At 61.9% G+C, this 23561-nt stretch carries 22 protein-coding genes and 1 pseudogene; 8 read left to right on the top strand and 15 right to left on the bottom strand.

The genetic code is table 11. From position 1 onward, the window contains the following. Window positions 1-63: 63 nt before the first annotated feature. The 8 genes and pseudogenes from hisI (at window position 64) to CKW25_RS27290 (ending at window position 5199) form a co-directional block, all read left to right on the top strand. Window positions 64-465: a phosphoribosyl-AMP cyclohydrolase gene (gene hisI / locus CKW25_RS04515; protein ID WP_095077998.1), complete on the top strand. Its 402-nt coding sequence runs from the start codon at window positions 64-66 to the stop codon at window positions 463-465. After that, window positions 458-790, top strand: coding sequence for a phosphoribosyl-ATP diphosphatase (locus tag CKW25_RS04510; protein WP_003220849.1), 333 nt, complete (start codon window positions 458-460; stop codon window positions 788-790). The genes hisI and CKW25_RS04510 overlap by 8 nt, the downstream gene beginning before the upstream one ends. 25 nt (window positions 791-815) lie before the next feature. Continuing rightward, on the top strand, window positions 816-1094 hold the full coding sequence (locus CKW25_RS04505; protein ID WP_095077997.1) for a twin-arginine translocase TatA/TatE family subunit: 279 nt from the start codon (window positions 816-818) through the stop codon (window positions 1092-1094). A gap of 10 nt (window positions 1095-1104) precedes the next feature. Then, the gene (gene tatB / locus CKW25_RS04500; RefSeq protein WP_095077996.1) at window positions 1105-1554 is read left to right on the top strand and encodes a Sec-independent protein translocase protein TatB; all 450 of its coding nucleotides are present in this window, start codon (window positions 1105-1107) and stop codon (window positions 1552-1554) included. Beyond that, window positions 1551-2345 (top strand): twin-arginine translocase subunit TatC, encoded by a 795-nt coding sequence (gene tatC, locus CKW25_RS04495; protein WP_095077995.1) that lies wholly within the window; start codon window positions 1551-1553, stop codon window positions 2343-2345. The genes tatB and tatC overlap by 4 nt, the downstream gene beginning before the upstream one ends. Beyond that, the gene (locus CKW25_RS04490; protein ID WP_095077994.1) at window positions 2342-3049 is read left to right on the top strand and encodes a 16S rRNA (uracil(1498)-N(3))-methyltransferase; all 708 of its coding nucleotides are present in this window, start codon (window positions 2342-2344) and stop codon (window positions 3047-3049) included. Before tatC ends, CKW25_RS04490 begins: the two co-directional genes overlap by 4 nt. Window positions 3050-3282: 233 nt before the next feature. After that, a pseudogene (locus CKW25_RS27295) lies at window positions 3283-4341 on the top strand (methyl-accepting chemotaxis protein); the annotation flags it as partial. Then, entirely contained in the window at window positions 4327-5199 is an 873-nt protein-coding gene (locus CKW25_RS27290) for a methyl-accepting chemotaxis protein (RefSeq protein ID WP_371854742.1), read from the top strand. The pseudogene CKW25_RS27295 and the gene CKW25_RS27290, both read left to right, overlap by 15 nt. Before the next feature lie 28 nt (window positions 5200-5227). Here the strand turns inward: CKW25_RS27290 and CKW25_RS04480 are convergent, their stop codons facing one another. The 15 genes from CKW25_RS04480 to CKW25_RS04410 form a co-directional block, all read right to left on the bottom strand. After that, window positions 5228-5698 carry an HIT family protein gene (locus CKW25_RS04480; RefSeq protein ID WP_095077992.1) on the bottom strand — a complete coding sequence of 157 codons (471 nt, stop codon included), beginning with the start codon at window positions 5696-5698 and terminating at the stop codon, window positions 5228-5230. 137 nt (window positions 5699-5835) lie between these two features. Next, entirely contained in the window at window positions 5836-6570 is a 735-nt protein-coding gene (locus CKW25_RS04475) for an amino acid ABC transporter ATP-binding protein (protein WP_095077991.1), read from the bottom strand. Beyond that, the gene (locus CKW25_RS04470) at window positions 6563-7522 is read right to left on the bottom strand and encodes an amino acid ABC transporter permease (RefSeq protein WP_095077990.1); all 960 of its coding nucleotides are present in this window, start codon (window positions 7520-7522) and stop codon (window positions 6563-6565) included. Before CKW25_RS04470 ends, CKW25_RS04475 begins: the two co-directional genes overlap by 8 nt. Before the next feature lie 182 nt (window positions 7523-7704). Further along, on the bottom strand, window positions 7705-8502 hold the full coding sequence (locus CKW25_RS04465; RefSeq protein ID WP_095078279.1) for a transporter substrate-binding domain-containing protein: 798 nt from the start codon (window positions 8500-8502) through the stop codon (window positions 7705-7707). A gap of 192 nt (window positions 8503-8694) precedes the next feature. Continuing rightward, on the bottom strand, window positions 8695-11265 hold the full coding sequence (gene mdoH, locus CKW25_RS04460) for a glucans biosynthesis glucosyltransferase MdoH (protein WP_095077989.1): 2571 nt from the start codon (window positions 11263-11265) through the stop codon (window positions 8695-8697). Continuing rightward, window positions 11258-13045 (bottom strand): glucan biosynthesis protein G, encoded by a 1788-nt coding sequence (locus tag CKW25_RS04455; RefSeq protein ID WP_172736409.1) that lies wholly within the window; start codon window positions 13043-13045, stop codon window positions 11258-11260. Before CKW25_RS04455 ends, mdoH begins: the two co-directional genes overlap by 8 nt. Window positions 13046-13352: 307 nt before the next feature. Further along, entirely contained in the window at window positions 13353-13790 is a 438-nt protein-coding gene (gene dtd, locus CKW25_RS04450; protein ID WP_095077988.1) for a D-aminoacyl-tRNA deacylase, read from the bottom strand. Continuing rightward, window positions 13787-14758, bottom strand: coding sequence for a prolyl aminopeptidase (gene pip, locus CKW25_RS04445; RefSeq protein ID WP_095077987.1), 972 nt, complete (start codon window positions 14756-14758; stop codon window positions 13787-13789). The genes dtd and pip overlap by 4 nt, the downstream gene beginning before the upstream one ends. Before the next feature lie 187 nt (window positions 14759-14945). Then, window positions 14946-15749, bottom strand: a complete 804-nt coding sequence (gene hutG, locus CKW25_RS04440) for an N-formylglutamate deformylase (RefSeq protein ID WP_095077986.1) — start codon at window positions 15747-15749, stop codon at window positions 14946-14948. A 10-nt stretch (window positions 15750-15759) separates the two neighbouring features. After that, window positions 15760-16965, bottom strand: coding sequence for an imidazolonepropionase (gene hutI / locus CKW25_RS04435; protein ID WP_095077985.1), 1206 nt, complete (start codon window positions 16963-16965; stop codon window positions 15760-15762). A 17-nt stretch (window positions 16966-16982) separates the two neighbouring features. Beyond that, window positions 16983-18392 (bottom strand): amino acid permease, encoded by a 1410-nt coding sequence (locus CKW25_RS04430; RefSeq protein ID WP_095077984.1) that lies wholly within the window; start codon window positions 18390-18392, stop codon window positions 16983-16985. A gap of 107 nt (window positions 18393-18499) precedes the next feature. After that, complete coding sequence (gene hutH, locus CKW25_RS04425; protein ID WP_095077983.1) at window positions 18500-20038, bottom strand: histidine ammonia-lyase; 1539 nt, start codon at window positions 20036-20038, stop codon at window positions 18500-18502. Between the two features lie 112 nt (window positions 20039-20150). Then, a complete protein-coding gene (hutH, locus tag CKW25_RS04420; RefSeq protein WP_095077982.1) occupies window positions 20151-21674 on the bottom strand; it encodes a histidine ammonia-lyase in 1524 nt (507 codons plus the stop codon). A 156-nt stretch (window positions 21675-21830) separates the two neighbouring features. Continuing rightward, window positions 21831-22655 (bottom strand): glycine betaine/L-proline ABC transporter ATP-binding protein, encoded by an 825-nt coding sequence (locus CKW25_RS04415; protein ID WP_095077981.1) that lies wholly within the window; start codon window positions 22653-22655, stop codon window positions 21831-21833. Continuing rightward, window positions 22652-23503: a proline/glycine betaine ABC transporter permease gene (locus CKW25_RS04410; RefSeq protein ID WP_095077980.1), complete on the bottom strand. Its 852-nt coding sequence runs from the start codon at window positions 23501-23503 to the stop codon at window positions 22652-22654. Before CKW25_RS04410 ends, CKW25_RS04415 begins: the two co-directional genes overlap by 4 nt. Window positions 23504-23561: the final 58 nt, after the last annotated feature.

Genomic DNA, 23561 nt, shown 5'->3' with positions numbered 1-23561 from the left:
GGCACACTGTTTCACATCATCGAGGCCCAATGAACAGGTTGGGCCCGATTGTTGGAGTCGAAGATGAAAAACTGGCTGGACGAGATCAAATGGGACAGCGACGGCCTGGTGCCGGCCATCGCCCAGGATCACAAGACCGGGCGCGTGTTGATGATGGCCTGGATGAACCGCGAAGCGCTGGAACTGACCGCCATCGAGAACCGTGCCATCTACTGGTCACGCTCGCGTGGCAAGCTGTGGCGCAAGGGTGAAGAGTCCGGCCATGTGCAAACCCTGCACGAGATGCGCCTGGACTGCGACGCCGACGTGATCATCCTGATGGTCGAGCAGATCGGCGACATCGCCTGTCACACCGGCCGCCAAAGCTGTTTCTACCGCGTCTTTGAAAACGGCGACTGGAAAACCGTCGACCCGGTGCTCAAGGATCCGCACGCCATCTATTGCGCAGGACACCCCCATGAGTGACACCCTGACCCGCCTGGCCCAGGTGCTGGAAGAACGTAAAGGCGCAGCCGCCGACAGCTCCTATGTCGCCAGCCTGTACCACAAGGGTTTGAACAAGATCCTGGAAAAGGTCGGCGAAGAGTCGGTCGAGACCATCATCGCCGCCAAAGACGCCGCCATCAGCGGAGATTGCAGCGATGTCATCTACGAAACCGCCGATCTGTGGTTCCATAGCATGGTCATGCTGGCCCAACTGGGGCAGCATCCACAGGCAGTGCTAGACGAACTGGACCGCCGTTTCGGCCTGTCCGGTCACGTCGAGAAAGCCTCGCGTCCGTCCGCCTGAACAACTATTTGAGAGGAGCAGCAACATGGGCATTTTTGACTGGAAACACTGGGTCGTCATCCTGGTCGTCGTGGTACTGGTGTTCGGCACCAAGAAACTGAAAAACCTCGGCACCGACGTCGGTGAGTCGATCAAGGGCTTTCGCAAGGCCATGAATGACGACGAAAAGCCTGCCGAGCCCGGCGCTGCGCCAACCGCGCAACCAGCACCGCCCGTGCAGCCACACGCCTCGACCCTGAACGAGCCGCACACCATCGATGTGCAGGCCCAGAAAGTCCAAGAGCCGACCCGCAAAGACTCGTGAGCACAGACTAATGTTCGGTATCAGCTTCACTGAATTGCTGCTTGTCGGCCTCGTTGCCCTGCTGGTGCTGGGTCCCGAGCGTCTGCCGGGCGCTGCGCGCACCGCCGGCCTGTGGGTCGGACGGCTCAAGCGCAGCTTCAACGCGATCAAACAGGAAGTTGAGCGTGAAATCGGCGCCGACGAAATTCGCCGGCAGCTGCACAACGAGCACATTCTGTCGCTGGAGCAGGAGGCCCGTAAAATCCTCACGCCCGTCCAGCAGCAACCGACCCCCTTTGTATCGGTGGCCGAGCAGTCGATTGCACCTGCCGCCCTGGCTACGCCTGTCGTTGCACCGGCCGAAGTGTCGCCAGCGGTCGTGGCCGAAGCACCGGCAGCACCGATCGCACCCGTTACTCCCGCGGCGGCCACTCCAGCGCCTGCCCCCCACGACCCAACACTGCCGCCGCGAGCCCCATGAGCGATATTCCAGAGAACGACCAGCACATGCCGCTGGTTTCGCACCTCACCGAGTTGCGCACTCGCCTGCTGCGCTGTGTCGCGGCGATTTTCCTGATCTTCGCCGGGCTGTTTGCCTTCACCCAGCAGATCTACACCTTCGTCTCGACGCCGCTGCGTGCGTACCTGCCCGCTGGCGCGACGATGATCGCCACCGACGTCTCATCGCCGTTCCTGACGCCGTTGAAGCTGACGATGATGGTTTCGCTGTTCCTGGCGATCCCGGTGATCCTGCATCAGATCTGGGGCTTCATCGCGCCAGGCCTGTACAAGCATGAGAAGCGCATCGCCGTGCCGTTGCTGGTGTCGAGCATCGTGCTGTTCTACGCCGGCATGGCCTTCGCCTACTTCCTGGTGTTCCCGCTGATCTTCAAGTTCTTCGCCGCCGCCACCCCGGCCGGGGTGGAGATGATGACCGATATCACCAGCTACCTCGATTTCGTCATGACGCTGTTCTTCGCCTTTGGCGTGGCGTTCGAGATCCCGGTGGCCGTGGTGCTGCTGGTGTGGATCGGCGTGGTCGACGTCGCCTACCTGAAGAAGATCCGACCGTACGTGATCATCGGCTGCTTCGTGGTCGGCATGATCCTCACCCCGCCGGACATCTTCTCCCAGACCCTGCTGGCCGTGCCGATGTGGATGCTGTTCGAAGTGGGCATCCTGTTTGGCAGCCTGATCAGTAAACGCGGCACGCACCCGGACGACCAGCCGGCTGACGATCACAACGACCAGCCACCAGCGACCCAACCGTGAACCTGCTGCTCCTTGAAGAGGCCGATTTCATTGCGGCCGACCGGGTGATCCTGCGTGATCGGCGGCTGACCCATATGCAGGAAGTCCACCGCTGTGAAGTGGGTGACAGCATGCGCGTCGGACGGATCGGCGGGCTGATGGGGTCGGCCGAGGTGTTGCGCCTGGAACCGGCGGAAGCAGAGCTGCGGGTCACGCTCGACCAGCTACCGCCGGCCAAGCTGCCACTGACCCTGATCCTGGCCCTGCCGCGGCCGAAGATGCTGCGTCGCGTGTTCCAGACCGTCGCCACCATGGGTGTGCCACGGGTGGTACTGGTCAACAGCTACCGGGTGGAGAAAAGCTTCTGGCAGACGCCGTTCCTGGAGCCCGAAGCCATTCGCGAGCAACTGATCCTGGGGCTGGAGCAGGCTCGCGACAGTGTGTTGCCGGAAATCGTCATCGAAAAGCGCTTCAAGCCCTTCGTCGAGGACCGTCTGCCCGCCATCACGGACGGCACCCTGGGGCTGGTCGGTCATCCGGGCAACTTCCCGCCCTGCCCACGCGGGCTGGACGAGCCGGTTACCCTGGCCATCGGCCCGGAAGGCGGCTGGATCCCCTACGAAATCGATCTGCTGGGCAAGGCCGGCCTGCAACCGGTACAGCTCGGCGAACGCATCCTGCGGGTTGAAACCGCCGTCACCGCACTGCTGGCACGTCTCTTTTAGATTCAAACACTATCCCTGTGGCGAGGGAGCTTGCTCCCGCCTGGGCGCGCAGCGGCCACCGTTTTTCATTGCACGGACAATGTCTCGGATGACAACGGCTGCGCCGCCGAGCGGGAGCAAGCGCCCTCGCCACACATGATTGCCATCTGAAAATCCCACCGCTCTATAGATCCACGCCACACGGCCGATACAGTCCCCATAAGTCCAAATAGTGGTCCCCGGGGAGTCGTCGCATGTACCGTTGGTTAGCCGAGAATCTTGGAAACGTGAGCGTCAATCGCAAGCTGGGCATTGGCTTTGGCCTGGTTCTGCTGTTGACCCTGTTGATCACTGTCAACGGCTGGTCGGGCATGAGCAGCATCATCAGCCGGGGTGACAAGCTGGGTTACATCTCCAGCCTCAACGAGCTGACCAAAGACCTGCGTATCGCCCGCATCGACTATGAAATGCGCCGTGGTGAACAAGGCCCCGCTGCCGTGAGCGACCTGCTGAACAAGCTCGACAGCGGCCTCAAAAGCGCACTGGCGATGATTGAGCAACCGGCTGACCTGGCCCTGCTCAACCAGCAACGGGAGGCCGTCAGCGAATACCGGCACGCCTTTGCCGACATGACCCAGGCCACCGCCAACCGCGAAGCCGCCCGCGCCCAGCTCGGCGCCACCGCCGACCATGCCGTGGCCCGCGTGGCCGAGGTCGAAAAAGCCCTGCTGCAGGGCGATAACGTCAGCCAGTTCAACACGGTCGTCGAGCTCGGCAAGCTGCTCCAGCAAGCGCGCTTCCAGGTGCGCGGCTACACCTACAGCGGCAAGGTCGAGGCCCAGCAACCGGCATTCGACGCCATCGACAATGCCCTGAAGTACCTCAAGGCCCTGCCCGGGCAACTGCCGGAGCAGCACGTCGGCAACCTGCAACAGGCCAGCGACGCGCTGATCGGCTACCGCGCCGCCGTCGACCGGTTTCGCGACGCCCAACAGGCCAGCGCCACGGCCCTCAAGGACATGTCCGGCCAGGGTGACCTGCTGATGGACCTGAGCAAACGACTCACCACCTCGCAGACCGTCGTGCGCGACACTGACGCCACCCACGCCAAGAACACCCTGCTGCTGGCTACCGTGCTGGCGCTGGTGGTCGGCCTGCTCGCCGCCTGGGCCATTACCCGGCAGATCATCATCCCGCTGACCCAGACCCTCAAGGTCGCCGAGCGCATTGCCGCTGGCGACCTGACCCACAACCTCATTTCGCAACGCCGCGACGAACTGGGCCAGTTGCAACGCGCCATGCAGAGCATGAGCGTCGGCCTGCGCGAACTGATCGGGGGTATCAGCGATGGCGTGACGCAGATTGCCAGCGCCGCCGAAGAACTCTCCGCCGTGACCGAGCAAACCAGCGCCGGGGTCAACAGCCAGAAGGTGGAAACCGACCAGGTGGCCACCGCCATGAACGAAATGGCCGCCACCGTCCAGGAAGTCGCGCGCAACGCCGAGGAAGCCTCCGAAGCCGCTGTCGCCGCCGACCAGCAGGCCCGTGAAGGTGACAAGGTGGTCGGCCAAGCCATCGCCCAGATCGAGCGCCTGGCGACCGAGGTCGGCCACTCCACGGTCGCCATGGGCGATCTGAAGCGCGAGAGCGACAAGATCGGCAGCGTCCTGGACGTGATCAAGTCCGTGGCCCAGCAAACCAACCTGCTGGCCCTCAACGCCGCCATCGAGGCCGCGCGAGCCGGTGAAGCCGGCCGGGGCTTTGCCGTGGTCGCCGATGAAGTGCGAAGCCTGGCGCAACGCACCCAGAAGTCCACCGAAGAGATTGAGGAGCTGATCGTCGGCCTTCAGAGCGGCACCCAACAGGTCGCCACCATCCTGGACAACAGCCGCAGCCTGACCGACAGCAGCGTCGAGTTGACCCGTCGCGCCGGAAGCTCGCTGGACAACATCACCCGCACCGTTTCAACGATTCAGGCGATGAACCAGCAGATAGCCGCCGCGGCCGAGCAACAAAGCGCCGTGGCCGAAGAGATCAACCGCAGCGTGCTGAACGTGCGCGATGTGTCCGAGCAGACCTCGGCCGCCAGTGAGGAGACAGCAGCCTCCAGTATCGAGTTGGCGCGACTGGGTACCCACCTGCAGATGCTGGTGGGCAAGTTCAAGGTCTGACCGCTCGAGTGAGGAGCCTGGCACCGGCTCAGGCTTCGAACCCGCCAACCCGACGTATATGCCGCGCCATGCTCGCCAGATCCTGGGTGGTTTCGCCCTTGAAATCATGGGACGAGATATAGCCTTCGTAGCGCTCGAAGAACTTGTCGACGTTGGAGCTGATGGGCTTGAAGGCGCTTGAGTCGCCTGTGCCGTGCATGGGGAAGAGCTTGGCGTGCAAATGGTCAATGCCATAGCCCTCAAGCATCAGGCCGGTTCGGCCGACGCCCGGAAGTGCCCGGTCGATCAACAGCGCCACTTTCTTGGCCGCGATCATCAGCCCCGCCAGTACCTCGTCAGACTGGGCAAACGCATAGCTGCCAACGTGCTGCTTGGGCACGACGACCGAAAAACCCGGGGTGTTAGGACGGCTGGACAGGAAGGCCGCATGGGCATCGTCTTCCCAGATCAGGTGCATCGGCGCCTGGCCGGCGAGCATTGTGCAAAAGATACATTCCATGTGTTTACCGCTCCGTGGATTTATTGCCGACCCTTGAATGAACGTACGAACCATTCGGCGATTTAGCGCTTCACGCTGAATCGGTGAACGAAGGGAGTCCCTGAGCATTCCCACGGGAACGCTCAGGGGCGACGTCGTTACAGGACCTGGCGCAAGAACGCCTGTGCCCGCGGGTCCTTCGGTGCATCGAAGAACTCGGCCGGCGAGGCGTCTTCCAGCAATTTGCCGTGATCGAAGAACAGCACCCGGTCCGCCACTTCCCGGGCAAAGCCCATCTCGTGGGTGACGCAGACCATGGTCATGCCTTCCACGGCCAGGGTCTTCATCACGTCCAACACTTCGCCGACCATTTCCGGGTCGAGCGCCGAGGTCGGTTCATCGAACAACATGACCTTGGGCTCCATCGCCAATGCCCGGGCGATTGCCACCCGCTGTTGCTGACCGCCGGACAGGCGTGACGGGAACTCGTGGGCCTTCTGCGCAATACCGACCTTTTCCAGCAGCGCCATGGCCTTGGCCTCGCGCTCCTTCTTGCCGCGCTTGCGCACGACCTTCTGCGCCAGGCAGAGGTTTTCCAGCACGGTCATGTGCGGGAACAGGTTGAAGTGCTGGAACACCATGCCGACTTCACGGCGATAGGCGTTGACGTCGGTTTTCGGGTCGGCCAGTTGCAGGCCGTCGATGCTCACCGAACCCGAGTCGAACTCCTCCAGGCCATTGAGGCAACGCAGGAAGGTCGACTTGCCGGAACCGGACGGACCAATCACCACCAGCACTTCGCCCTTGGCCACCTGGGTGGTGACGTTATCCACCGCGCGAACCACCTGGCCACGGGTATCGAAGACTTTTATCAGATCGCGGACTTCAATCACTTTGCGCGAGCCTCCGCTCAAGCCGGCTGGCCATTTTCGACAGCGGCAGGTTGATCAACAGGTACAGACCGGCCACGCAGAACAGGATTTCGAACGGCGAGAACGAGGTGGTGATGACTTCACGGCCGCTTTTGAGCAGCTCGGTGATGGCGATCACCGACACCAGCGAGGTGTCCTTGACCAGGCTGATGAACTGCCCCGCCAACGGCGGCAGCACGCGCTTGAACGCCTGCGGCAGCACCACGTGGCGCATCGACTGGCTGGCATTCAGGCCCAGCGAGCGAGCGGCTTCGTTCTGCCCACGGGCAATCGACTGTACGCCGGAACGAATGATCTCGGCCACATAGGCACCGGTGAACAGCGACAGCGCGGCGATCCCGGCGAATTCGCGGGACAGGTTCAGCACCGTGCCGATAAAGAAGTAGAAAATGAAGATCTGCACCAGCAGCGGCGTACCGCGCACCAGTTCGATGTAGACGATCGACAGGTCACGCAGGGTCGGGTTGTTCGACAGCCGGCACAGGCCCGTTGCCAGCCCGATCAGCAGCCCGAGCACGCCCGACACCACCGACAGCCACAGCGTTGTCCACAGCCCCCACATCAGCGGCCCCGCGGCCCAATGCCGGGTGACACCAATCACGTCACCCTCGGCCACATCGTCGCCACGGGCCACTTGCAGGCTGTTGTCGTCGACCGTCAGCACTTGTTCGGTGCCGGCATCGTTGCGCAAGGTCACTTGCGCTTTGTCGCCTTTGCGCACCAGTTCACTGACGGTGGAGATGTCGGCGGCACGCTGGGTTTCTTCGGCGTGGTAGGCGAAGTACTGCGGCACACGGTTCCAGCGCCACTCGTAGGACATCAGCGAGGTGGCGTAATACAGCGCGCCGGCCATGCCGATCAGCACCAGCACGGTCAGCACGTGCCAGGGCCATTGGGCTTTTTTATGTTTCATTTAAGGGTAAATCCATAACGATCAGGGCGCCCGCTCCCTCTGTGGCGAGGGAGCTTGCTCCCGCTGGGGTGCGAAGCGGCCCTGAAATCAGCCACCGCGCAACGTCGGGTAGAACGAGTCAACCGGTTTACGACTGCTTCGCAGCCGAGCGGGAGCAAGCTCCCTCACCACAAAGACCAGCCTTATTCCATGTCTTTTTGCCAAGCGGTGTCTTTGAACCACTTGTCATGGATGCGATCGTAGGTGCCGTCTTCGTGGATCTGGTGCAGGAAGTTGTTGATGAAGTTGAGGCTGTCGTAGTCGCCCTTCTTCAGACCGAAGGCCAGTGGCTCGTAGGTGAACGGCTTGTCGAGGAATACCAGCTTGCCGTTGCCAACCTTGTTGACCGCGACCACGTTGTACGGTGCGTCGTAGATAAAGGCATCGGCCTTGCCGTTGACCACGTCGAGCACGGCTTCCTGCTCGTTGTCGTAGCCGTGGTACTTGGCCTTGGAGATCAGCTTCCTGGCGACCATCTCGCCGGTGGTGCCCAGCTTGGAGGTGATACGGTAGTCCGCGGTGTTCAGGTCTTTGTAGGACTTGATAGTGCCTTCCAGTTCCTTGCGGATCAGCAGGGTCTGGCCGACCACGATGAAGGGTTCGCTGAAGTTCAGGCGCAGGTTGCGTTCCTGGGTCAGGGTCATGCCGCTGCCGATCATGTCGAACTTGTCGGTCAACAGGGCCGGGATGATCCCGTCATAGCCGGTGGACACCAGCTCCAGCTTGACGCCCATGGCCTTGGTCATGGCCTTGAGGAGATCGACTTCGAAGCCGATGATTTCGCCGCGCTTGTTGGTCATTTCGAACGGCATGTAGGTCGGGTCCATGCCGACTTTCAGCGTGCCGCGCTTGACCGCGTCGTCGATGGCACCGGCTTGCGCCGCGTTGACTGCAACCAGTGCCGTGACGCCGAGCAGCAGCATCGAGAGATACTTCTTCATCATCAAAGTCCCCAATCTTTTTGTAGTAAGGCGCGCAAATCGCCGTTTTCCTTTGGAAAACCGGCAGATACGGACAAAAAGTTGTCCGGGCGTACCAAGGAAGGGAGCGATGCTAACGCACTCGGCCGTTTGCACAAGGGGTTACAGAAAATCCGCTAAAAAAAAGCCCCGCGGGTTAGCGGGGCTTTCTCATCAGGCCGGTTGCGCCTGGGTCATGGCCGGTTTGAGCGGCAACAGCGGTGCGTGAGGATCGGCTTTCACCGAGTCTCGCCACGCGCCCAGCCACTCGGCATGGCCTTCGCTCCAGACCTGCTCATGCAGGCGAGCCAGGGCCACCGGATCGCTGAGCAGTTGCAGGCGGTCATGGTTGTTCAACCCGGCAGGCCCGACTTTCAGGGCATGCCGAACCCGCTCGGTGCGCAGCCACTCGATCGGCTCGGCCTGACCGTGACGCGAGGTCGCCAGCGCACACGCCAGGGCGTTCTGCTGCGGGTCGACCACGGCACGGATAAAGCCGTCGTTCAGGGCATGCCAACGGTTTTCGTGGGTGTACTGGTCGGTCGCCAGCAAGGCCTGTGGCGGATTGTATTCCTCGGGAATCAGGAACAGGCTCTCGTCACGGGACTTCAGGCCCAGACCCACGCGACTGGAGATCACCGACACCGGGATCGACAGCATCAGCGAGCCAACGATCGGCACCAGCCACCACAGGAAGCTCGGGTTCAGCCAGATCACCAGCAAGGCCCAGAAGAAGCCCAGCAAGGTCTGCGGACCGTGGCGCTTGACCGCTTCGCTCCACGGCGTGGAGTCGTCGTCACGCTGTGGCGAGTTCCAGGTCGCGGCCCAGCCGAGGAACGCGGCGAGCACGAAACGGGTGTGGAAGATCATCCGCACGGGCGCCAGCAGCATGGAGAACAACATCTCCAGCAGCATCGACATCGTCACCTTGAACTTGCCGCCGAACTCTTTCGCGCCCTTGGCCCAGATCAGGATGATGCTCAGCAACTTCGGCAGGAACAGCAGCACGATGGTGGTCGAGAACAGGGCGATGGCCTTGTCCGGATGCCATTGCGGCCACAGCGGATACAGCTGGCGCGGCTCCAGGAAGTACTGCGGCTCCATCAGCGTGTTGACCGCCAGCAGCGCCGTCGACAACACCAGGAAGAAGAACCACAGCGGTGCCGACAGGTAGGACATCACGCCGGTCAGGAACACCGCACGGTGCACCGGGTGCATGCCCTTGACCAGGAACAGGCGGAAGTTCATCAGGTTGCCGTGGCACCAGCGACGGTCACGCTTGAGCTCATCCAGCAGGTTCGGCGGCAGCTCTTCATAGCTGCCCGGCAGGTCGTAGGCAATCCACACGCCCCAGCCGGCACGGCGCATCAGCGCGGCTTCAACGAAGTCGTGGGACAGGATGGCCCCCGCAAAGGCACCTTTACCGGGCAACGGCGCCAGGGCGCAGTGCTCGATGAACGGCTTCATGCGGATGATCGCGTTGTGACCCCAGTAGTGGGACTCACCCAACTGCCAGAAGTGCAGGCCGGCCGTGAACAGCGGGCCGTAGACGCGGGTAGCGAACTGCTGCATCCGCGCATACAGGGTGTCCATGCCCGACGCACGCGGCGCGGTCTGGATGATCCCGGCGTCCGGCGTGGCTTCCATCAAGCGCACCAGACTGGTCAGGCACTCACCGCTCATCACTGAGTCAGCGTCGAGCACGACCATGTACTTGTAGTCACCGCCCCAACGACGGCAGAAGTCGTCGAGGTTACCGCTCTTGCGCTTCACGCGGCGGCGACGGCGGCGATAGAAGATCTTGCCGAAGCCCTTGGCTTCGCGGCAGACGTCCAGCCAGGCCTGTTGCTCGGCCACACAGATGTCGGAGTCGTTACTGTCACTGAGGACGAAGAAGTCGAATCGATCCAGGTCACCGGTCGCGGCGACCGACTCGAAGGTCGCGCGCAAACCGGCGAACACCCGCGGGACGTCTTCGTTGCAGATCGGCATCACCAAGGCGGTACGAGCGTCCTTGGGAATCGGCTCGTTACCGGCGCTTTTACCGGAGATGCGGTACTTGTCGTGCCCAGTGAGCAACTCGAGGAAGCCCATCAGCGCCGTCCAGAAACCGGCCGAGACCCAGCAGAACAGAATCCCGAACAGAATCAGGATGCTGGTTTGCAAGGCATACGGCAGCACCTGGGTGGCGGTTTGCATCAGTGGTTGATGCAGAACCTCGTCCAGGTCGACGAACGACCAGCCCTGGTACGGCATGATGCCTTTCATGTACCAGCCGGCGACGATGGTCTGGCCGAGCATCAGCACCAACAGGATGTAGCGACGGATCGAACCGACGGTGCGCCAGCGCGCGGCCGGCAACACACGCTCATCTTTCGGCGGGTTCGGCGGATTGGTACGCCCGGTCAGCCGCCGCCAGCCACGTACCAGAATGTTGGTACGCCATGGCTCGGGCACGACCTTGGTCCGACGAATCGGCGGGGTGGCCTTCAGGCACACCCGACCGCTGGCGTCGAGCGCCAGCATCTCGGCGTCCTCCAGCTCCTGCGCGGAATTGAGGGTCAGTCGACGACCCACCGAGGCTTGTGCAGCCTCGACCGGTTCGTCGAACGCCTTGGACGACAGGCGCTCATGCAGCTCGCTGAAGGACTTGCAGCCCGCCAGCTCGGCGCGCTGCTCATCGGTCATTGGCAGGTGGGCCAGGTACTCGCTGAGAGACTCTGGCTGTGCTTGGGAATTACTCATCGGCAGGCAACTGGTAGCTCCAGGTCTCGGTCAAGACTTGCTCGGTTTTAACCGCTGACTCTGAGGTGGAGAGTGGTGTGGCTGGGTTCGCGTCGGCAGCCACAGGCTGCTTGGCGTCTTTGTTGTCCTTGTCCTTGGCATCGTTGGCAGCTTGCTGGGCTTCAGCCTCCCTGGCTTCCTTGTCTTTCTTCTCCTGCTGTTTGGCGGCGACCTTGTCAGCCTTGGCAACAGCGGAGTTCGAGGTGGCTACCAGGGTCTTGGCAGGCTCGACAGGGGTAACGTCCTTGACCAGGGCCGCACGCATCTCGGTGGACTTGCTCGGGTCCTTGATCTTCATGCGCAGCGTCAGGCGCCAGCCCTTGGTTTCAGGGTTGTAGCGCACGCTGTTCTCGACCAGTTCGGCGTTGTCGCCCACGCTCACCTGGCTACGCACTTCGGCCGTCTCCGGCAGGGCCTGCAGGGACGGGCCTTCGAAGTCCACCAGGTAGGCAACGCTGCCGTCCGGCTGACGAATCAGGTTGGACTGCTTCACGTCACCGGTGGAACGCAGGGTCTGTTCAACCCAGGCGCTGTCCGGCGAGTGCAGGGAAGCCTCGTCGATGGTCCAGTGCATGCGGTAGGCGAAGTCCAGCGGCTGGCCCGCTTCCGGCAGTTTTTCCGGGCTCCAGAAGGCAACGATGTTGTCGTTGGTTTCGTCGGCGGTCGGGATCTCTACGAGGTCGACAGTGCCTTTGCCCCAGTCGCCCTTTGGCTCGATCCAGGCGCTTGGGCGCTGGTCGTAACGGTCGTCGAGGTCTTCGTAATGGCTGAAGTCGCGGCCACGCTGCAGCAGACCGAAACCACGCGGGTTCTCAACCTGGAAGTTGCTCACGGCCAGGTGTTTCGGGTTATTCAATGGGCGCCAGATCCACTCGCCGTTACCGGCATGGATCGACAGACCGCTGGAATCGTGCAGTTCGCGACGGTAGTTGAGGACTTTCGACGGCTGGTTGGCGCCGAACAGGAACATGCTGGTCAGCGGGGCGATCCCCAGCTTGCTGACCTTGTCACGCAGGAACATCTGCGCCTTGACGTCGACAACGGTGTCGCTGCCCGGACGCAGGGTCAGGCGGTAGGCACCGGTGGCACGTGGCGAATCCAGCAGGGCGAAAATCACCAGGTGCTTGTCGGTCGGCTTTGGCTGCTCGATCCAGAACTCGGTGAAACGCGGGAACTCTTCACCCGACGGCAGTGCGGTGTCGATGGCCAGGCCACGGGCAGACAGGCCATAGACGTGGCCCTTGCCGACAACGCGGAAGTAACTCGCGCCGAGCATGGTCATGATTTCGTCTTGCTTGTCGGCCTTGTTGATCGGGTACAGCACACGGAAACCGGCATAACCCAGCTGTTCGGTGGCCTTGGGATCGAACTTCACGTCGCCGAAATCGAAACGACTCGGGTCGTACTTGATCTCTTCAACGGTGCTGGCGGTGATTTCGTTGATCTTCACCGGCGTGTCGAAGTGCATGCCCTGGTGATAGAACGACAGCTTGAACGGGGTTTTCTTGTTCGCCCATTCAGCTTTTTCGGTCAGGAAGCGGATTTTTTGATAATCCGCGAACTTCATCTCACGGAATTCGTTCGGCAGATTGCTGCGCGGGGCTTCGTACTTCTTCCCGGCCAGCTCTTTTGCCTTGACCGCCACATCATCCAGGTTGAATGCCCAAAGCTGGCCGGCGCTGAGCAGGCAAAGCAGTGCAGAGCCCGTCACCAGTGCATTACGTAACCGTTTAGCAGACATTCTTGGTGCATTACAGGGACTAACAATCACGAGCAACCCTCGCCGAAAACAAATCAAAAAACCAACGGCTAGCTATCTATGCGCCAGGTTGGCGAGCATTGTTCCGACTCCGCTGGGGCAAAATGATTCCCCAAACGGTCGCGAACAAGTCTCTACCTAAATCAAAAATGGGCCAACGAACGCTGATCCCCGTAGCGCGGGATTATCTAGTAGCCCGCGTTACAACGCATCAGGGGTAACAAAGTATTTATCGCGAAAAACCCCTATTTCACCCTGAAATACGCCTGAAAAGATGTTTCAAACGCTTTCAGGCCTGCAACAGGAAGGTCGCCGGGCCATCATTGACCAGGTGCACCTGCATGTCCGCGCCAAATCTGCCTGATGCTACTTTGCCGTGCAACTGTTGCGCCCTGGCTAATAAATAGTCAAAAAGCGCCTCTCCCAGTGCCGGTGGGGCAGCGGTAGAAAAGCTCGGGCGCAACCCGTTTTTGGTGTCGGCGGCCAGGGTGAACTGCGAGACCAACAGCAAACCACCCTCAACATCGGCCAGGGACAGGTTCATCTTGCCCTCGGCGTCGCTGAACACCCGATAGTTAAGCAGCTTATGCAGAAGTTTGTCGGCGCTGGCCTGCGTGTCGTTCGGTTCCACGGCCACCAGCACCAATAGCCCCTGGTCAACAGCGCCCACAATCTCCCCCGCCACCTCGACTCGTGCGCCACGCACGCGCTGCAGCAGGCCCTTCATGCTTCTTCAGGCGGCAGATCGAGCAAGCGCCGCGCCATCTGGCTGGCTGCGCGCACCAAGGCATCGGTGATGCCCGGTTCGGAAGCCGCGTGACCGGCGTCACGGATCACCTGCAGTTCGCTGTTGGGCCAGTTCTGATGCAATTCCCAGGCATTGTCCAGCGGGCAGATCACGTCGTAGCGACCGTGGACGATGACCCCCGGCAAATGGGCGATTTTGCCCATGTTGCGGATCAACTGGTCAGGCTCGAGAAATGCATTGTTGGTGAAGTAGTGGCATTCGATCCGGGCAATCGACAGCGCGCGCTGCGGCTCGGAGAAGCGGTCGACCACCAGCGGGTTCGGGCGCAGGGTGGCCGTGCGGCCCTCCCAGAGCGACCAGGCCTTGGCCGCGTGCATCTGGGCAATCTGGTCGTTACCGACCAGGCGCTTGTGGAATGCAGTGAGCAGGTCGTCGCGTTCGTCGTGGGGGATGGGCGCGATGTAGTCCTGCCAGTAGTCAGGGAACAGGCGGCTGGCGCCGGCCTGGTAGAACCATTCGATTTCCTGCGGGCGGCAAAGAAAGATCCCGCGCAGGATCAGGCCGTGCACACGTTCAGGATGGGTTTGCGCATAGGCCAGGGACAGGGTCGAGCCCCAGGAGCCGCCAAACAGCACCCATTTTTCAATGCCCAGATGCTGGCGAATCCGCTCCAGGTCAGCGACCAGATCCCAGGTGGTGTTGTTTTCCAGGCTGGCGTGCGGGGTCGAACGGCCGCAACCACGCTGATCGAAGGTGACAATACGATACAGATTCGGATCGAAGTAGCGCCGGCTCTGCGCATCGCAACCCGCCCCCGGGCCGCCGTGAATGAACACCACCGGCAAACCTTCCGGTGAACCGCTCTCGTCGACATACAGCGTATGGGTTTCATCGACGGCCAGATCGTGCCGGGCGTAGGGTTTGATCTGCGGGTACAAAGTCTGCATTGCGCGCTCCGTAAGGGGTCGAGGTCATCCCTGGGGGGACTTCTATTATTCTGCCGTTCGGCATCATAAACCCGAATGGTGCAATGAGCATGTCCTTGGAGAAATTGAGGGAATGATTCAGGCTTTCGTCAATCTGAAGTGAACCGATGTGGCGAGGGAGCAAGCTCCCTCACCACAGGGGGTCACCTCAACTTGCGGAGTGCTGCTGCCCCCAGGCCAGTAGCCCTTGCAGCAGTTCTTTCAACACCACCTGGGTTGGCGCCGCCAAGTCAGGGCGATAGCGGAACGGCTCGAACTCTTCCATATAGGTGCACTGTCCCAGTTCCAGTTGCACCGCGTGGATGTTCTCGGCCGGGTTGCCGTAGTGACGGGTGATGTGGCCGCCCTTGAAGCGCCCGTTGAGCACATGGCTATAGTCCGGGTGGCGGGCGCAGATGGCCTCCAGTTGACTGGCCAGCTGTGGATCGCAACTGGCGCCATTGAAGGTGCCCAGGTTGAAGTCCGGCAGCTTGCCGTCGAACAGGTGCGGGATGATCGAGCGGATCGAGTGGGCATCGAACAGCAGCGCGTAGCCGAATTCGGCTTTGAGCCGCGCCAGCTCCTGCTGCAAGGTGCCGTGGTACGGCGTCCAGACCTGCTCCAGGTAGGTGGCACGTTCTTGCGCGGACGGCTCCAGCCCTTCGCGGAACAACGGCACGCCATCAAACAGCGTCGCCGGGTACAGGCCGGTGGTCGCGCCGACGTACAGTGGCTTGTCGTCGGACGGACGATTGAGGTCGATGACGAACCGCGAATACTCCGCCGCCAGGGTGCTGGCGCCCAGTTCAGCGGCAAACTCGTAGAGCGTTGGAATGTGCCAGTCCGTGTCCGGCAGGCTGCGTGCCTCAGGGATCAAACCGGCCTCGACCGCAGGCGTCAGGCGCACACCGGCATGGGGCATGCTGATCAGCAGCGGCACCCGGCCTTGTTTGAAGTTCAGAACCTTATCCACAGCTGTTCTCCTATAACTCGACTTCAACGCCGTGACGCACGACGCGTTTTTCCAGGTCGCCGCCCAACCAGTACGACAGGTCGGCCGGACGATCGATTTGCCAGGCGACGAAGTCAGCAACTTTGCCCACTTCCAGCGAACCATGGGTCTGCTCCATGCCCAAGGCCGTGGCCGCATGAATGGTCGCGCCGGCCAGGGCCTCTTCCGGGGTCATGCGGAAGCAGGTGCAGGCCATGTTCAGCATCAGGCGCAACGACAGTGCCGGCGAGGTGCCGGGGTTGAGGTCGCTGGCGATGGCGATTTTCACGCCGTGCTTGCGCAGGGCTTCCATCGGCGGCAATTGGGTTTCGCGCAGGAAGTAAAAGGCGCCGGGCAACAGCACCGCGACCGTACCGGACTTGGCCATGGCGATGGCATCGTCTTCGGTCATGAACTCCAGATGATCGGCCGACAACGCGTGATAACGCGCCGCCAGGCTGGAACCGTGCAGGGACGACAGTTGCTCGGCGTGCAGTTTCACCGGCAAGCCGAGTTTCTGTGCGGCGATGAACACCCGCTCGACCTGGGCCGGCGAAAACGCCAGGTACTCGCAGAACGCATCCACCGCATCCACCAGCCCTTCGGCTGCCAGTGCCGGGAGCATTTCGCTGCAGATATGGTCGATGTAGTCGTCGGCGCGGTCGGCATACTCCGGCGGCAAGGCGTGAGCGGCCAGGCAGGTGCTGCGCACGCTGACCGGCAGTTCGGCGCCAAGACGACGGATCACCCGCAGGATTTTCCGCTCGCTGGCCAGGTCCAGGCCATAACCGGATTTCATCTCGATGCTGGTCACACCGTCACGCAGCAGGCTTTTCAGGCGCTTGGCGGCGCTGGCGAACAGTTCGTCCTCGCTCGCTGCGCGAGTCGCGCGCACGGTGCTGGCAATGCCACCACCGGCGGCTGCGATCTCGGCATAACTGACGCCCTGCAGACGTTGTTCGAACTCGCCGCTGCGGTTACCGCCGAACACCGTATGGGTGTGGCAGTCGATCAGGCCCGGAGTGACCCAGGCCCCCGCGAGGTCATGGACCTCGGGGTAATAATCGGACGGCAGCTCGCTACGTGGACCGATCCACTCAATGTGCGCACCTGACGTCACGATGGCGGCATCCTCGATGATCGAGTAAGTGCCCTGCGCCATGCTTGCAACGTGGCAGTGTTGCCAGAGAGTTTTCATCCGAGGCCTCCGTTAGGTTATCGATGAGACAAAGAAGAGTCGTGGGTGATCTCGACCGCTTGCCCGGCCGCCGGTTTGACCCACAGCTTGTAAGCGATCACCAGCAGCACGATCCACACCGCGCCGACCACCAGCGCCGCCTGGGTATCCGGGAAGTAGCCCAGTACACCGAAGACGAACAGCATGAACACAATCGCCGCTGCCGGTGCATAAGGCCAGAACGGAACCGGGAAGTGCAACTGAGCGACTTGCTCGCGAGTCATGGAGCGACGCATGGCCACCTGAGTGACCAGGATCATCAACCAGACCCAGACGGTCGCGAAGGTCGCAATCGAGGCGATCACCAGGAACACGTCTTTCGGGATCAGGTAGTTCAACACCACGCCGCCGAGCAACGCTGCGCCCATCACCACTACAGTCATCCAGGGCACGCCCTGTTTCGACAGTTGGGCAAAACTTTTTGGTGCATGACCTTGCTGGGCCAGACCGTACATCATGCGGCCGGCGCCAAAGATGTCGCTGTTGATCGCCGAAACCGCCGCCGAGATCACCACGATGTTGAGGATGGTCGCCGCCGAGCTGATGCCCAGGTTGTCGAAGATCTGCACGAACGGGCTGCCCTGGCTGCCAATCTGCGGCCACGGATAGATGGCCATCAGTACAAACAACGTCAGCACGTAGAACAGCAGAATGCGCAATGGCACCGCATTGATCGCCCTTGGAATCACCCGCTGCGGGTCCTTGGCTTCACCCGCCGTGATACCGATGATTTCGATACCACCGAACGCGAACATCACCACGGCCAACGATGCGACCACGCCGCCGATGCCGTTAGGCATGAAGCCGCCATGGGCCCAGAGGTTGTCCAGGCCGGTGGCCTGTTCGGTGCTGGCTGAACCGATCCCGAACAGCATGATGCCGAAACCGCCGAGGATCATCGCGACGATGGCGGCGACTTTCAGCAGCGACAGCCAGAACTCCATCTCACCGAAGACCTTGACGTTGCACAGGTTAAGCCCGCCGATCAGGAGCACGATGCCCAGTACCCAGACCCAGCGCGCGACCTCCGGGAACCAGAAGCCCATATAGATGCCGAACGCGGTGACGTCCGCCAGGCAGACGATGATCATCTCGAAGGCATAGGTCCACCCCAGGATGAAGCCGGCCATCGGCCCCAGGTAGGTGCTGGCGTATTGACCGAAAGAGCCTGCAACCGGGTTGTGCACCGCCATCTCGCCAAGGGCGCGCATGACCATGAACACCGCTGCGCCACCAATCAGGTAGGCCAGCAGCACGGCAGGCCCCGCCATCTGGATGGCTGAGGCGGAACCGTAAAAAAGCCCGGTGCCGATCGCCGACCCCAGTGCCATGAAGCGAATATGTCGGGCGGATAGCCCGCGTTTCAAGCCTTTGTCTGGCTGTTGCATTGCTCGTCCCTAATTGTTGTTATCGGCGCAAATCGATTCGCAGGCAAACCTACTCCCACAGGTTCAGCGCAATCCTTGTGGGAACGGGCTTGCCCGCGATGGGGCCCTTACAGGCTCGGCAACAACTTCGCCATCACCAGCTCATTCAGGCAGCGCGATGCCAGCAGCTCGCTCGCGGCGTTGATGTCCGGTGCGAAGAAACGGTCTTTCTCGTAGAACGGTACTTTGGCGCGCAAGGTGCTGCGGGCTTTTTCCAGTTTCGACGAGGTTTTCAGGCCGTCGCGCAGGTCCAGGCCCTGGCAGGCAGCCAGCCACTCGACCGCCAGGACACCACGGGTGTTCTCGGCCATTTCCCACAGACGCTTGCCAGCCGCCGGAGCCATCGATACGTGGTCTTCCTGGTTGGCGGAAGTCGGCAGGCTGTCCACCGAATGCGGATGGGACAACGCCTTGTTCTCGCTGGCCAGTGCGGCCGCGGTTACCTGGGCGATCATGAAGCCGGAGTTCACGCCACCGTTGGCCACCAGGAACGGCGGCAGTTGCGACATGTGCTTGTCCATCATCAACGAGATGCGGCGTTCGCTCAGGGAGCCGATTTCAGCGATGGCCAGGGCCATGTTGTCGGCGGCCATGGCAACAGGTTCGGCGTGGAAGTTGCCGCCGGAGATCACGTCACCTTCAGCCGCGAACACCAACGGGTTGTCCGATACGGCGTTGGCTTCGATCGCCAACACTTCAGCGGCCTGGCGGAACTGGGTCAGGCAGGCGCCCATGACTTGTGGCTGGCAACGCAGGGAGTACGGGTCCTGAACCTTCTCGCAGTTCTCGTGCGAATCGGACACTTCACTGCGCTCGCCCAGCAGGTCGCGGTAAGCCGCGGCAGCGTCGATCTGGCCTTTCTGGCCACGGGCAGCATGGATCCGCGCATCGAACGGCGAGCGCGAGCCCAGTACCGCTTCAACGGTCAGGCCACCCAGCGCCAAGGCGCCAGCGAACAGGTCTTCACCTTCGAACAGGCCACGCAGGGCGTAAGCAGTCGATACCTGAGTGCCGTTGAGCAGGGCCAGGCCTTCTTTGGCGGCCAGGGTCAGCGGGGTCAGGCCGGCGACTTTCAGCGCTTCGGTGGCCGGCAGCCATTCACCTTTGTAACGGGCCTTGCCTTCGCCCAGCAGCACCAGCGACATGTGGGCCAGGGGCGCCAGGTCACCGGACGCACCGACCGAGCCTTTCAATGGGATGTGCGGGTAGACCTCGGCGTTGATCAGGGTGATCAGCGCGTCGATCACTACCCGGCGAATACCGGAGAAGCCACGGCTCAGGCTGTTGACCTTGAGCACCATGATCAGGCGCACCAGGGCGTCGGAGATCGGCTCGCCGACACCGGCGGCGTGGGACAGCACCAGCGAGCGCTGGAGGTTTTCCAGGTCTTCGCTGGCAATACGAGTCGAGGCCAGCAGGCCGAAACCGGTGTTGATGCCGTAGGCCGTGCGGTTTTCCGCGAGGATCTGTTCCACGCAGGCAACGCTGGCTTCGATTTGCTCCGATGCACTGTCGTCCAGCGTAACGCTGACCGGTTGTTGGTACACGGCACGCAGTTGGGCAAGGCTCAGTTGGCCTGGGATAAGGTTCAGCGCAGTCACATTCATTCTCCTTTTGAGAGTTTTCTATTAACTAACCAGACGCTCCGGATAAATCCGTTGTCCGTCGCTTCCCGCTTTTTGAGGGGGTTAGCGCCTTGGCACGCTGGCTGGGTCGAGATCAGTACAGGGTCGGTAACACGTTTTGCAGCAATGTCGGGTCTTTCAAAATCAAGGCCGCACTGGCGATGTCCGGTGCCAGCCAGCGGTCCTGGTCGTAGGGCTCAACGCGCTCGCGCAGCAGGCGCCAGGCGATGTCGGTACCGACGCCGAAACGCTGGTCCTTGAGGAATTCGAACGCCTGGGCTGCCAGCAGGTACTCGATGGCGAGGATCTGCGTGCAGTTTTCCAGCACCCCGTGCAGCTTCAGCGCCGCGTTGGTGCCCAGGCTCAAATGGTCTTCCTGCAAGCCCGAGGTCACGTAGTTGTCGAGTACCGCCGGTTGCGCCAACTGACGGTTTTGCGCACACAGCGAGGCCGCGACGTACTGGGCGATCATCATCCCGGAGTTCACCCCGGGATTGGCCACCAGGAACGCCGGCAGGCCACTGACGTGCGGGTTGATCAAGCGATCGAGGCGACGTTCGGCAATCGAGCCGATTTCCGCCATGGCAATCGCCATCAAGTCGGCCGCCAGGGCCACCGACTGACCGTGGGGGTTAGCCTGGGACACCACGCGGAAGTTGTCCGGCGTGCCCAACAGCATCGGGTTGTCGGAAACGCCGTTGAGCTCGGTTTCAATCTGTTTGGTCGCGTGCGCCAGCTGATCGCGGGCAGCGCCGTGAACCTGCGGGATCGAACGAATGCTCAGGGCATCTTGAGTACGAATACCCAGGCTGGCCGCGATCACTTCGCTGCCATCGAGCAAGGCCCGCAGATTGATCCCCACCTGCTGCATGCCCGGATGCGGTTTGAGCGCAATGATCTCGGCATCGAAGGCCGCTATCTGACCGCGCTGGGCTTCGAAGCTCATGGCACTGATCACGTCGGCCCATTGCAGCAAATGGGTAGCGTCGGCCAGGGCCAGGCAGCTGAGGCCGCTCATGCACGGCGTGCCGTTGACCAGGCACAGGCCGTCTTTGGCGCCGAGCACCACCGGCTTCAGGCCTTCTTCGGCCAGGGCTTGCTGCGCCGGGACGATCTGCCCACGGTAGCTGACATTGCCGACACCCAGCAGGGCAACGCCGATGTGGGCCATGTGCGTCAGGTAACCCACCGAGCCTTGGGACGGCACTTGCGGGGTGATGCCCCGGTTGAGCAGCGCCAGCAGCCCTTCGACCACTTGCCGGTGCACGCCGGACTTACCATTGCTGTAGTTGAGGATCGCCGCGCAAATGATCGCCCGGGTCTGCTCGTTCGTCAGTGGCGCACCAACGCCACAGGCGTGGCTGAGCAAGGTGTTGCGCGACAACTGGCTCAGTTGCTCGCCTTGCAGGGAGACGTTGCACAGCGCGCCTAGGCCGGTGTTGACGCCATAGGCACGTTCGCCGCTGACGACGATGCGCTGGACGATGGCCTGGGCGTTTTCGATCCGCACCCAGGTACTGGCCGCCAGCTCAAGCTGTGCGCCACCCCGTGCGACCGCCACCACATCCTGCCAACGCAACGGGGTATCGGCGATAACGATTTTTTCAGTCTGGGACATTTGAAGCCTCATACAAACTTTGTTGATGCGTTACATCCGTGGCGAGGGAGCTTGCTCCCGCTGGGGTGCGAAGCAGCCCCAAACATTCTGCGACCGCTACGCGGTCGAACGGGAGCAAGCTCCCTCGCCACACAACAGTCTCGCCATCATCGACACTCAAACCACCGCCGCACGCCGCTGCACAAAACGGTCAACGTACTCATCCGCCGGCGAATGCAGGATCTCTTTCGGCGTGCCGACCTGGATCAGGCGGCCGTCCTTGAGGATCGCGATGCGGTTGCCGATGCGCACGGCTTCATCGAGGTCATGGGTGATGAACACGATGGTCTTGTGCAAGGTCTTCTGCAGTTCCAGCAACTGGTCCTGCATTTCGGCGCGGATCAGTGGGTCAAGGGCGCTGAAGGCTTCGTCCATCAAGATGATGTCGGTGTCGGCCGCCAGTGCCCGGGCCAGGCCTACGCGCTGGCGCATGCCACCGGACAGCTGATGCGGGTATTTGTTTTCGTAGCCTTTGAGGCCCACGGTGTTGATCCATTGCAGGGCACGTTCACTGCACACTTGCTTGCTTTCGCCGCGCACTTTCAGGCCGTAGGCGACGTTGTCCAGCACGCTCTTGTGGGGCAGCAGGCCGAAGCTCTGGAACACCATGCTGATCTTGTGCCGGCGAAACTCGCGCAGTGCCTCCATGTCGTATTGCAGGATGTCCACGCCGTCCACCAGGATCGCGCCGCTGGTCGGGTCGATCAGGCGGTTGAAGTGGCGCACCAGTGTCGACTTGCCGGAACCCGACAGGCCCATGATCACGAAGATCTCGCCGGTGCCGATACTCAGCGACAGGTCATTGACCCCGACCACGCAGCCGGTTTCGGCCAGCACCTGGTCTTTGCTCTTGTTCTGGCGAATCATGTCCAGCGCGTCAGCCGAACGATTGCCGAAAATCTTGAAGACGTTTTTGACTTCGATCTTGGCTGCGTTGCTCATTTGCTCACCTCATGCCGTGGCCGGCCGTAGGCCTGGGTAATGCGGTCGATGACCACAGCGAGAATCACGATCGCCAAACCGGCTTCCAGGCCGCGTCCGACGTTGAGGGTCTGAATGCCGACCAGCACGTCCTCACCCAGGCCACGGGCGCCGATCATCGAGGCGATGACCACCATCGACAGGGCCATCATGGTGGTCTGGTTGATCCCGGCCATGATGCTCGGCAGGGCCAGTGGCAATTGCACACCGAACAGTTGCTGCCAGCGGTTGGCACCAAACGCATTGATCGCTTCCATCACCTCGCCGTCGACCTGGCGGATACCCAGGTCGGTCAGACGAATCAGCGGCGGCGCGGCGTAGATCACCGTGGCGAAAATCGCCGGGACCTTGCCCAGGCCGAACAGCATCAGCACCGGAATCAGGTACACGAAGCTCGGCATGGTTTGCATGATGTCCAGCAGCGGCATCAGCACCGAACGCAGACGGTTGCTGCGCGCCGACAGAATGCCCAGCGGCACGCCGATCAGCACCGAGATGACCGTCGCCACCAGCATCAGCGCGAGCGTCTGCATCAGTTTGTCCCACAGGCCAACCGCGCCGACCAGGAACAGCAGACCGACGATGACGCCCGTGGTCACCACTTTGCGGGTCGCGTGCCAGGCAACGCCCGCCACGATCGCCAGCATCAACCACCAAGGCGCCGCACGCAGCAGGCCTTCGAGGTTGACGATGGCCCAGAGCAGGGTGTCGGAGATGTGGCGGAACACATCACCGTAGTTGGTGACCAGCGAATCGACCCAACTGTTGACCCAGTCGGCGATGGAAAAGGTAAAGCTTTCGGGAAACATAAGAGGCTCTCAATCAAGGGGTTGCGATCAAGTGTCCGACTGCCGTTTAGGCAGCCGG

Source organism: Pseudomonas sp. Irchel s3h17, assembly GCF_900187505.1.
Classification (GTDB): domain Bacteria; phylum Pseudomonadota; class Gammaproteobacteria; order Pseudomonadales; family Pseudomonadaceae; genus Aquipseudomonas.
Note: the sequence above shows the minus strand (reverse complement) of the source record. Positions and strands in the feature narration are given on the sequence as shown.

What these genes read in the sequence shown, in the direction of transcription:
- CKW25_RS04510 (WP_003220849.1), top strand. Translation starts at nt 458, where the DNA reads ATGAGTGACACCCTGACCCGCCTGGCCCAGGTGCTGGAAGAACGTAAA.
- mdoH (WP_095077989.1), bottom strand. Translation starts at nt 11,265, where the DNA reads ATGAGTAATTCCCAAGCACAGCCAGAGTCTCTCAGCGAGTACCTGGCC.
- CKW25_RS04465 (WP_095078279.1), bottom strand. Translation starts at nt 8,502, where the DNA reads ATGAAGAAGTATCTCTCGATGCTGCTGCTCGGCGTCACGGCACTGGTT.
- CKW25_RS04455 (WP_172736409.1), bottom strand. Translation starts at nt 13,045, where the DNA reads ATGTCTGCTAAACGGTTACGTAATGCACTGGTGACGGGCTCTGCACTG.
- CKW25_RS04505 (WP_095077997.1), top strand. Translation starts at nt 816, where the DNA reads ATGGGCATTTTTGACTGGAAACACTGGGTCGTCATCCTGGTCGTCGTG.
- tatB (WP_095077996.1), top strand. Translation starts at nt 1,105, where the DNA reads ATGTTCGGTATCAGCTTCACTGAATTGCTGCTTGTCGGCCTCGTTGCC.
- tatC (WP_095077995.1), top strand. Translation starts at nt 1,551, where the DNA reads ATGAGCGATATTCCAGAGAACGACCAGCACATGCCGCTGGTTTCGCAC.
- CKW25_RS04410 (WP_095077980.1), bottom strand. Translation starts at nt 23,503, where the DNA reads ATGTTTCCCGAAAGCTTTACCTTTTCCATCGCCGACTGGGTCAACAGT.
- hutI (WP_095077985.1), bottom strand. Translation starts at nt 16,965, where the DNA reads ATGAAAACTCTCTGGCAACACTGCCACGTTGCAAGCATGGCGCAGGGC.
- hisI (WP_095077998.1), top strand. Translation starts at nt 64, where the DNA reads ATGAAAAACTGGCTGGACGAGATCAAATGGGACAGCGACGGCCTGGTG.
- hutH (WP_095077982.1), bottom strand. Translation starts at nt 21,674, where the DNA reads ATGTCCCAGACTGAAAAAATCGTTATCGCCGATACCCCGTTGCGTTGG.
- CKW25_RS04430 (WP_095077984.1), bottom strand. Translation starts at nt 18,392, where the DNA reads ATGCAACAGCCAGACAAAGGCTTGAAACGCGGGCTATCCGCCCGACAT.
- hutH (WP_095077983.1), bottom strand. Translation starts at nt 20,038, where the DNA reads ATGAATGTGACTGCGCTGAACCTTATCCCAGGCCAACTGAGCCTTGCC.
- CKW25_RS04415 (WP_095077981.1), bottom strand. Translation starts at nt 22,655, where the DNA reads ATGAGCAACGCAGCCAAGATCGAAGTCAAAAACGTCTTCAAGATTTTC.
- dtd (WP_095077988.1), bottom strand. Translation starts at nt 13,790, where the DNA reads ATGAAGGGCCTGCTGCAGCGCGTGCGTGGCGCACGAGTCGAGGTGGCG.
- CKW25_RS04480 (WP_095077992.1), bottom strand. Translation starts at nt 5,698, where the DNA reads ATGGAATGTATCTTTTGCACAATGCTCGCCGGCCAGGCGCCGATGCAC.
- CKW25_RS27290 (WP_371854742.1), top strand. Translation starts at nt 4,327, where the DNA reads ATGCAGAGCATGAGCGTCGGCCTGCGCGAACTGATCGGGGGTATCAGC.
- CKW25_RS04470 (WP_095077990.1), bottom strand. Translation starts at nt 7,522, where the DNA reads ATGAAACATAAAAAAGCCCAATGGCCCTGGCACGTGCTGACCGTGCTG.
- pip (WP_095077987.1), bottom strand. Translation starts at nt 14,758, where the DNA reads ATGCAGACTTTGTACCCGCAGATCAAACCCTACGCCCGGCACGATCTG.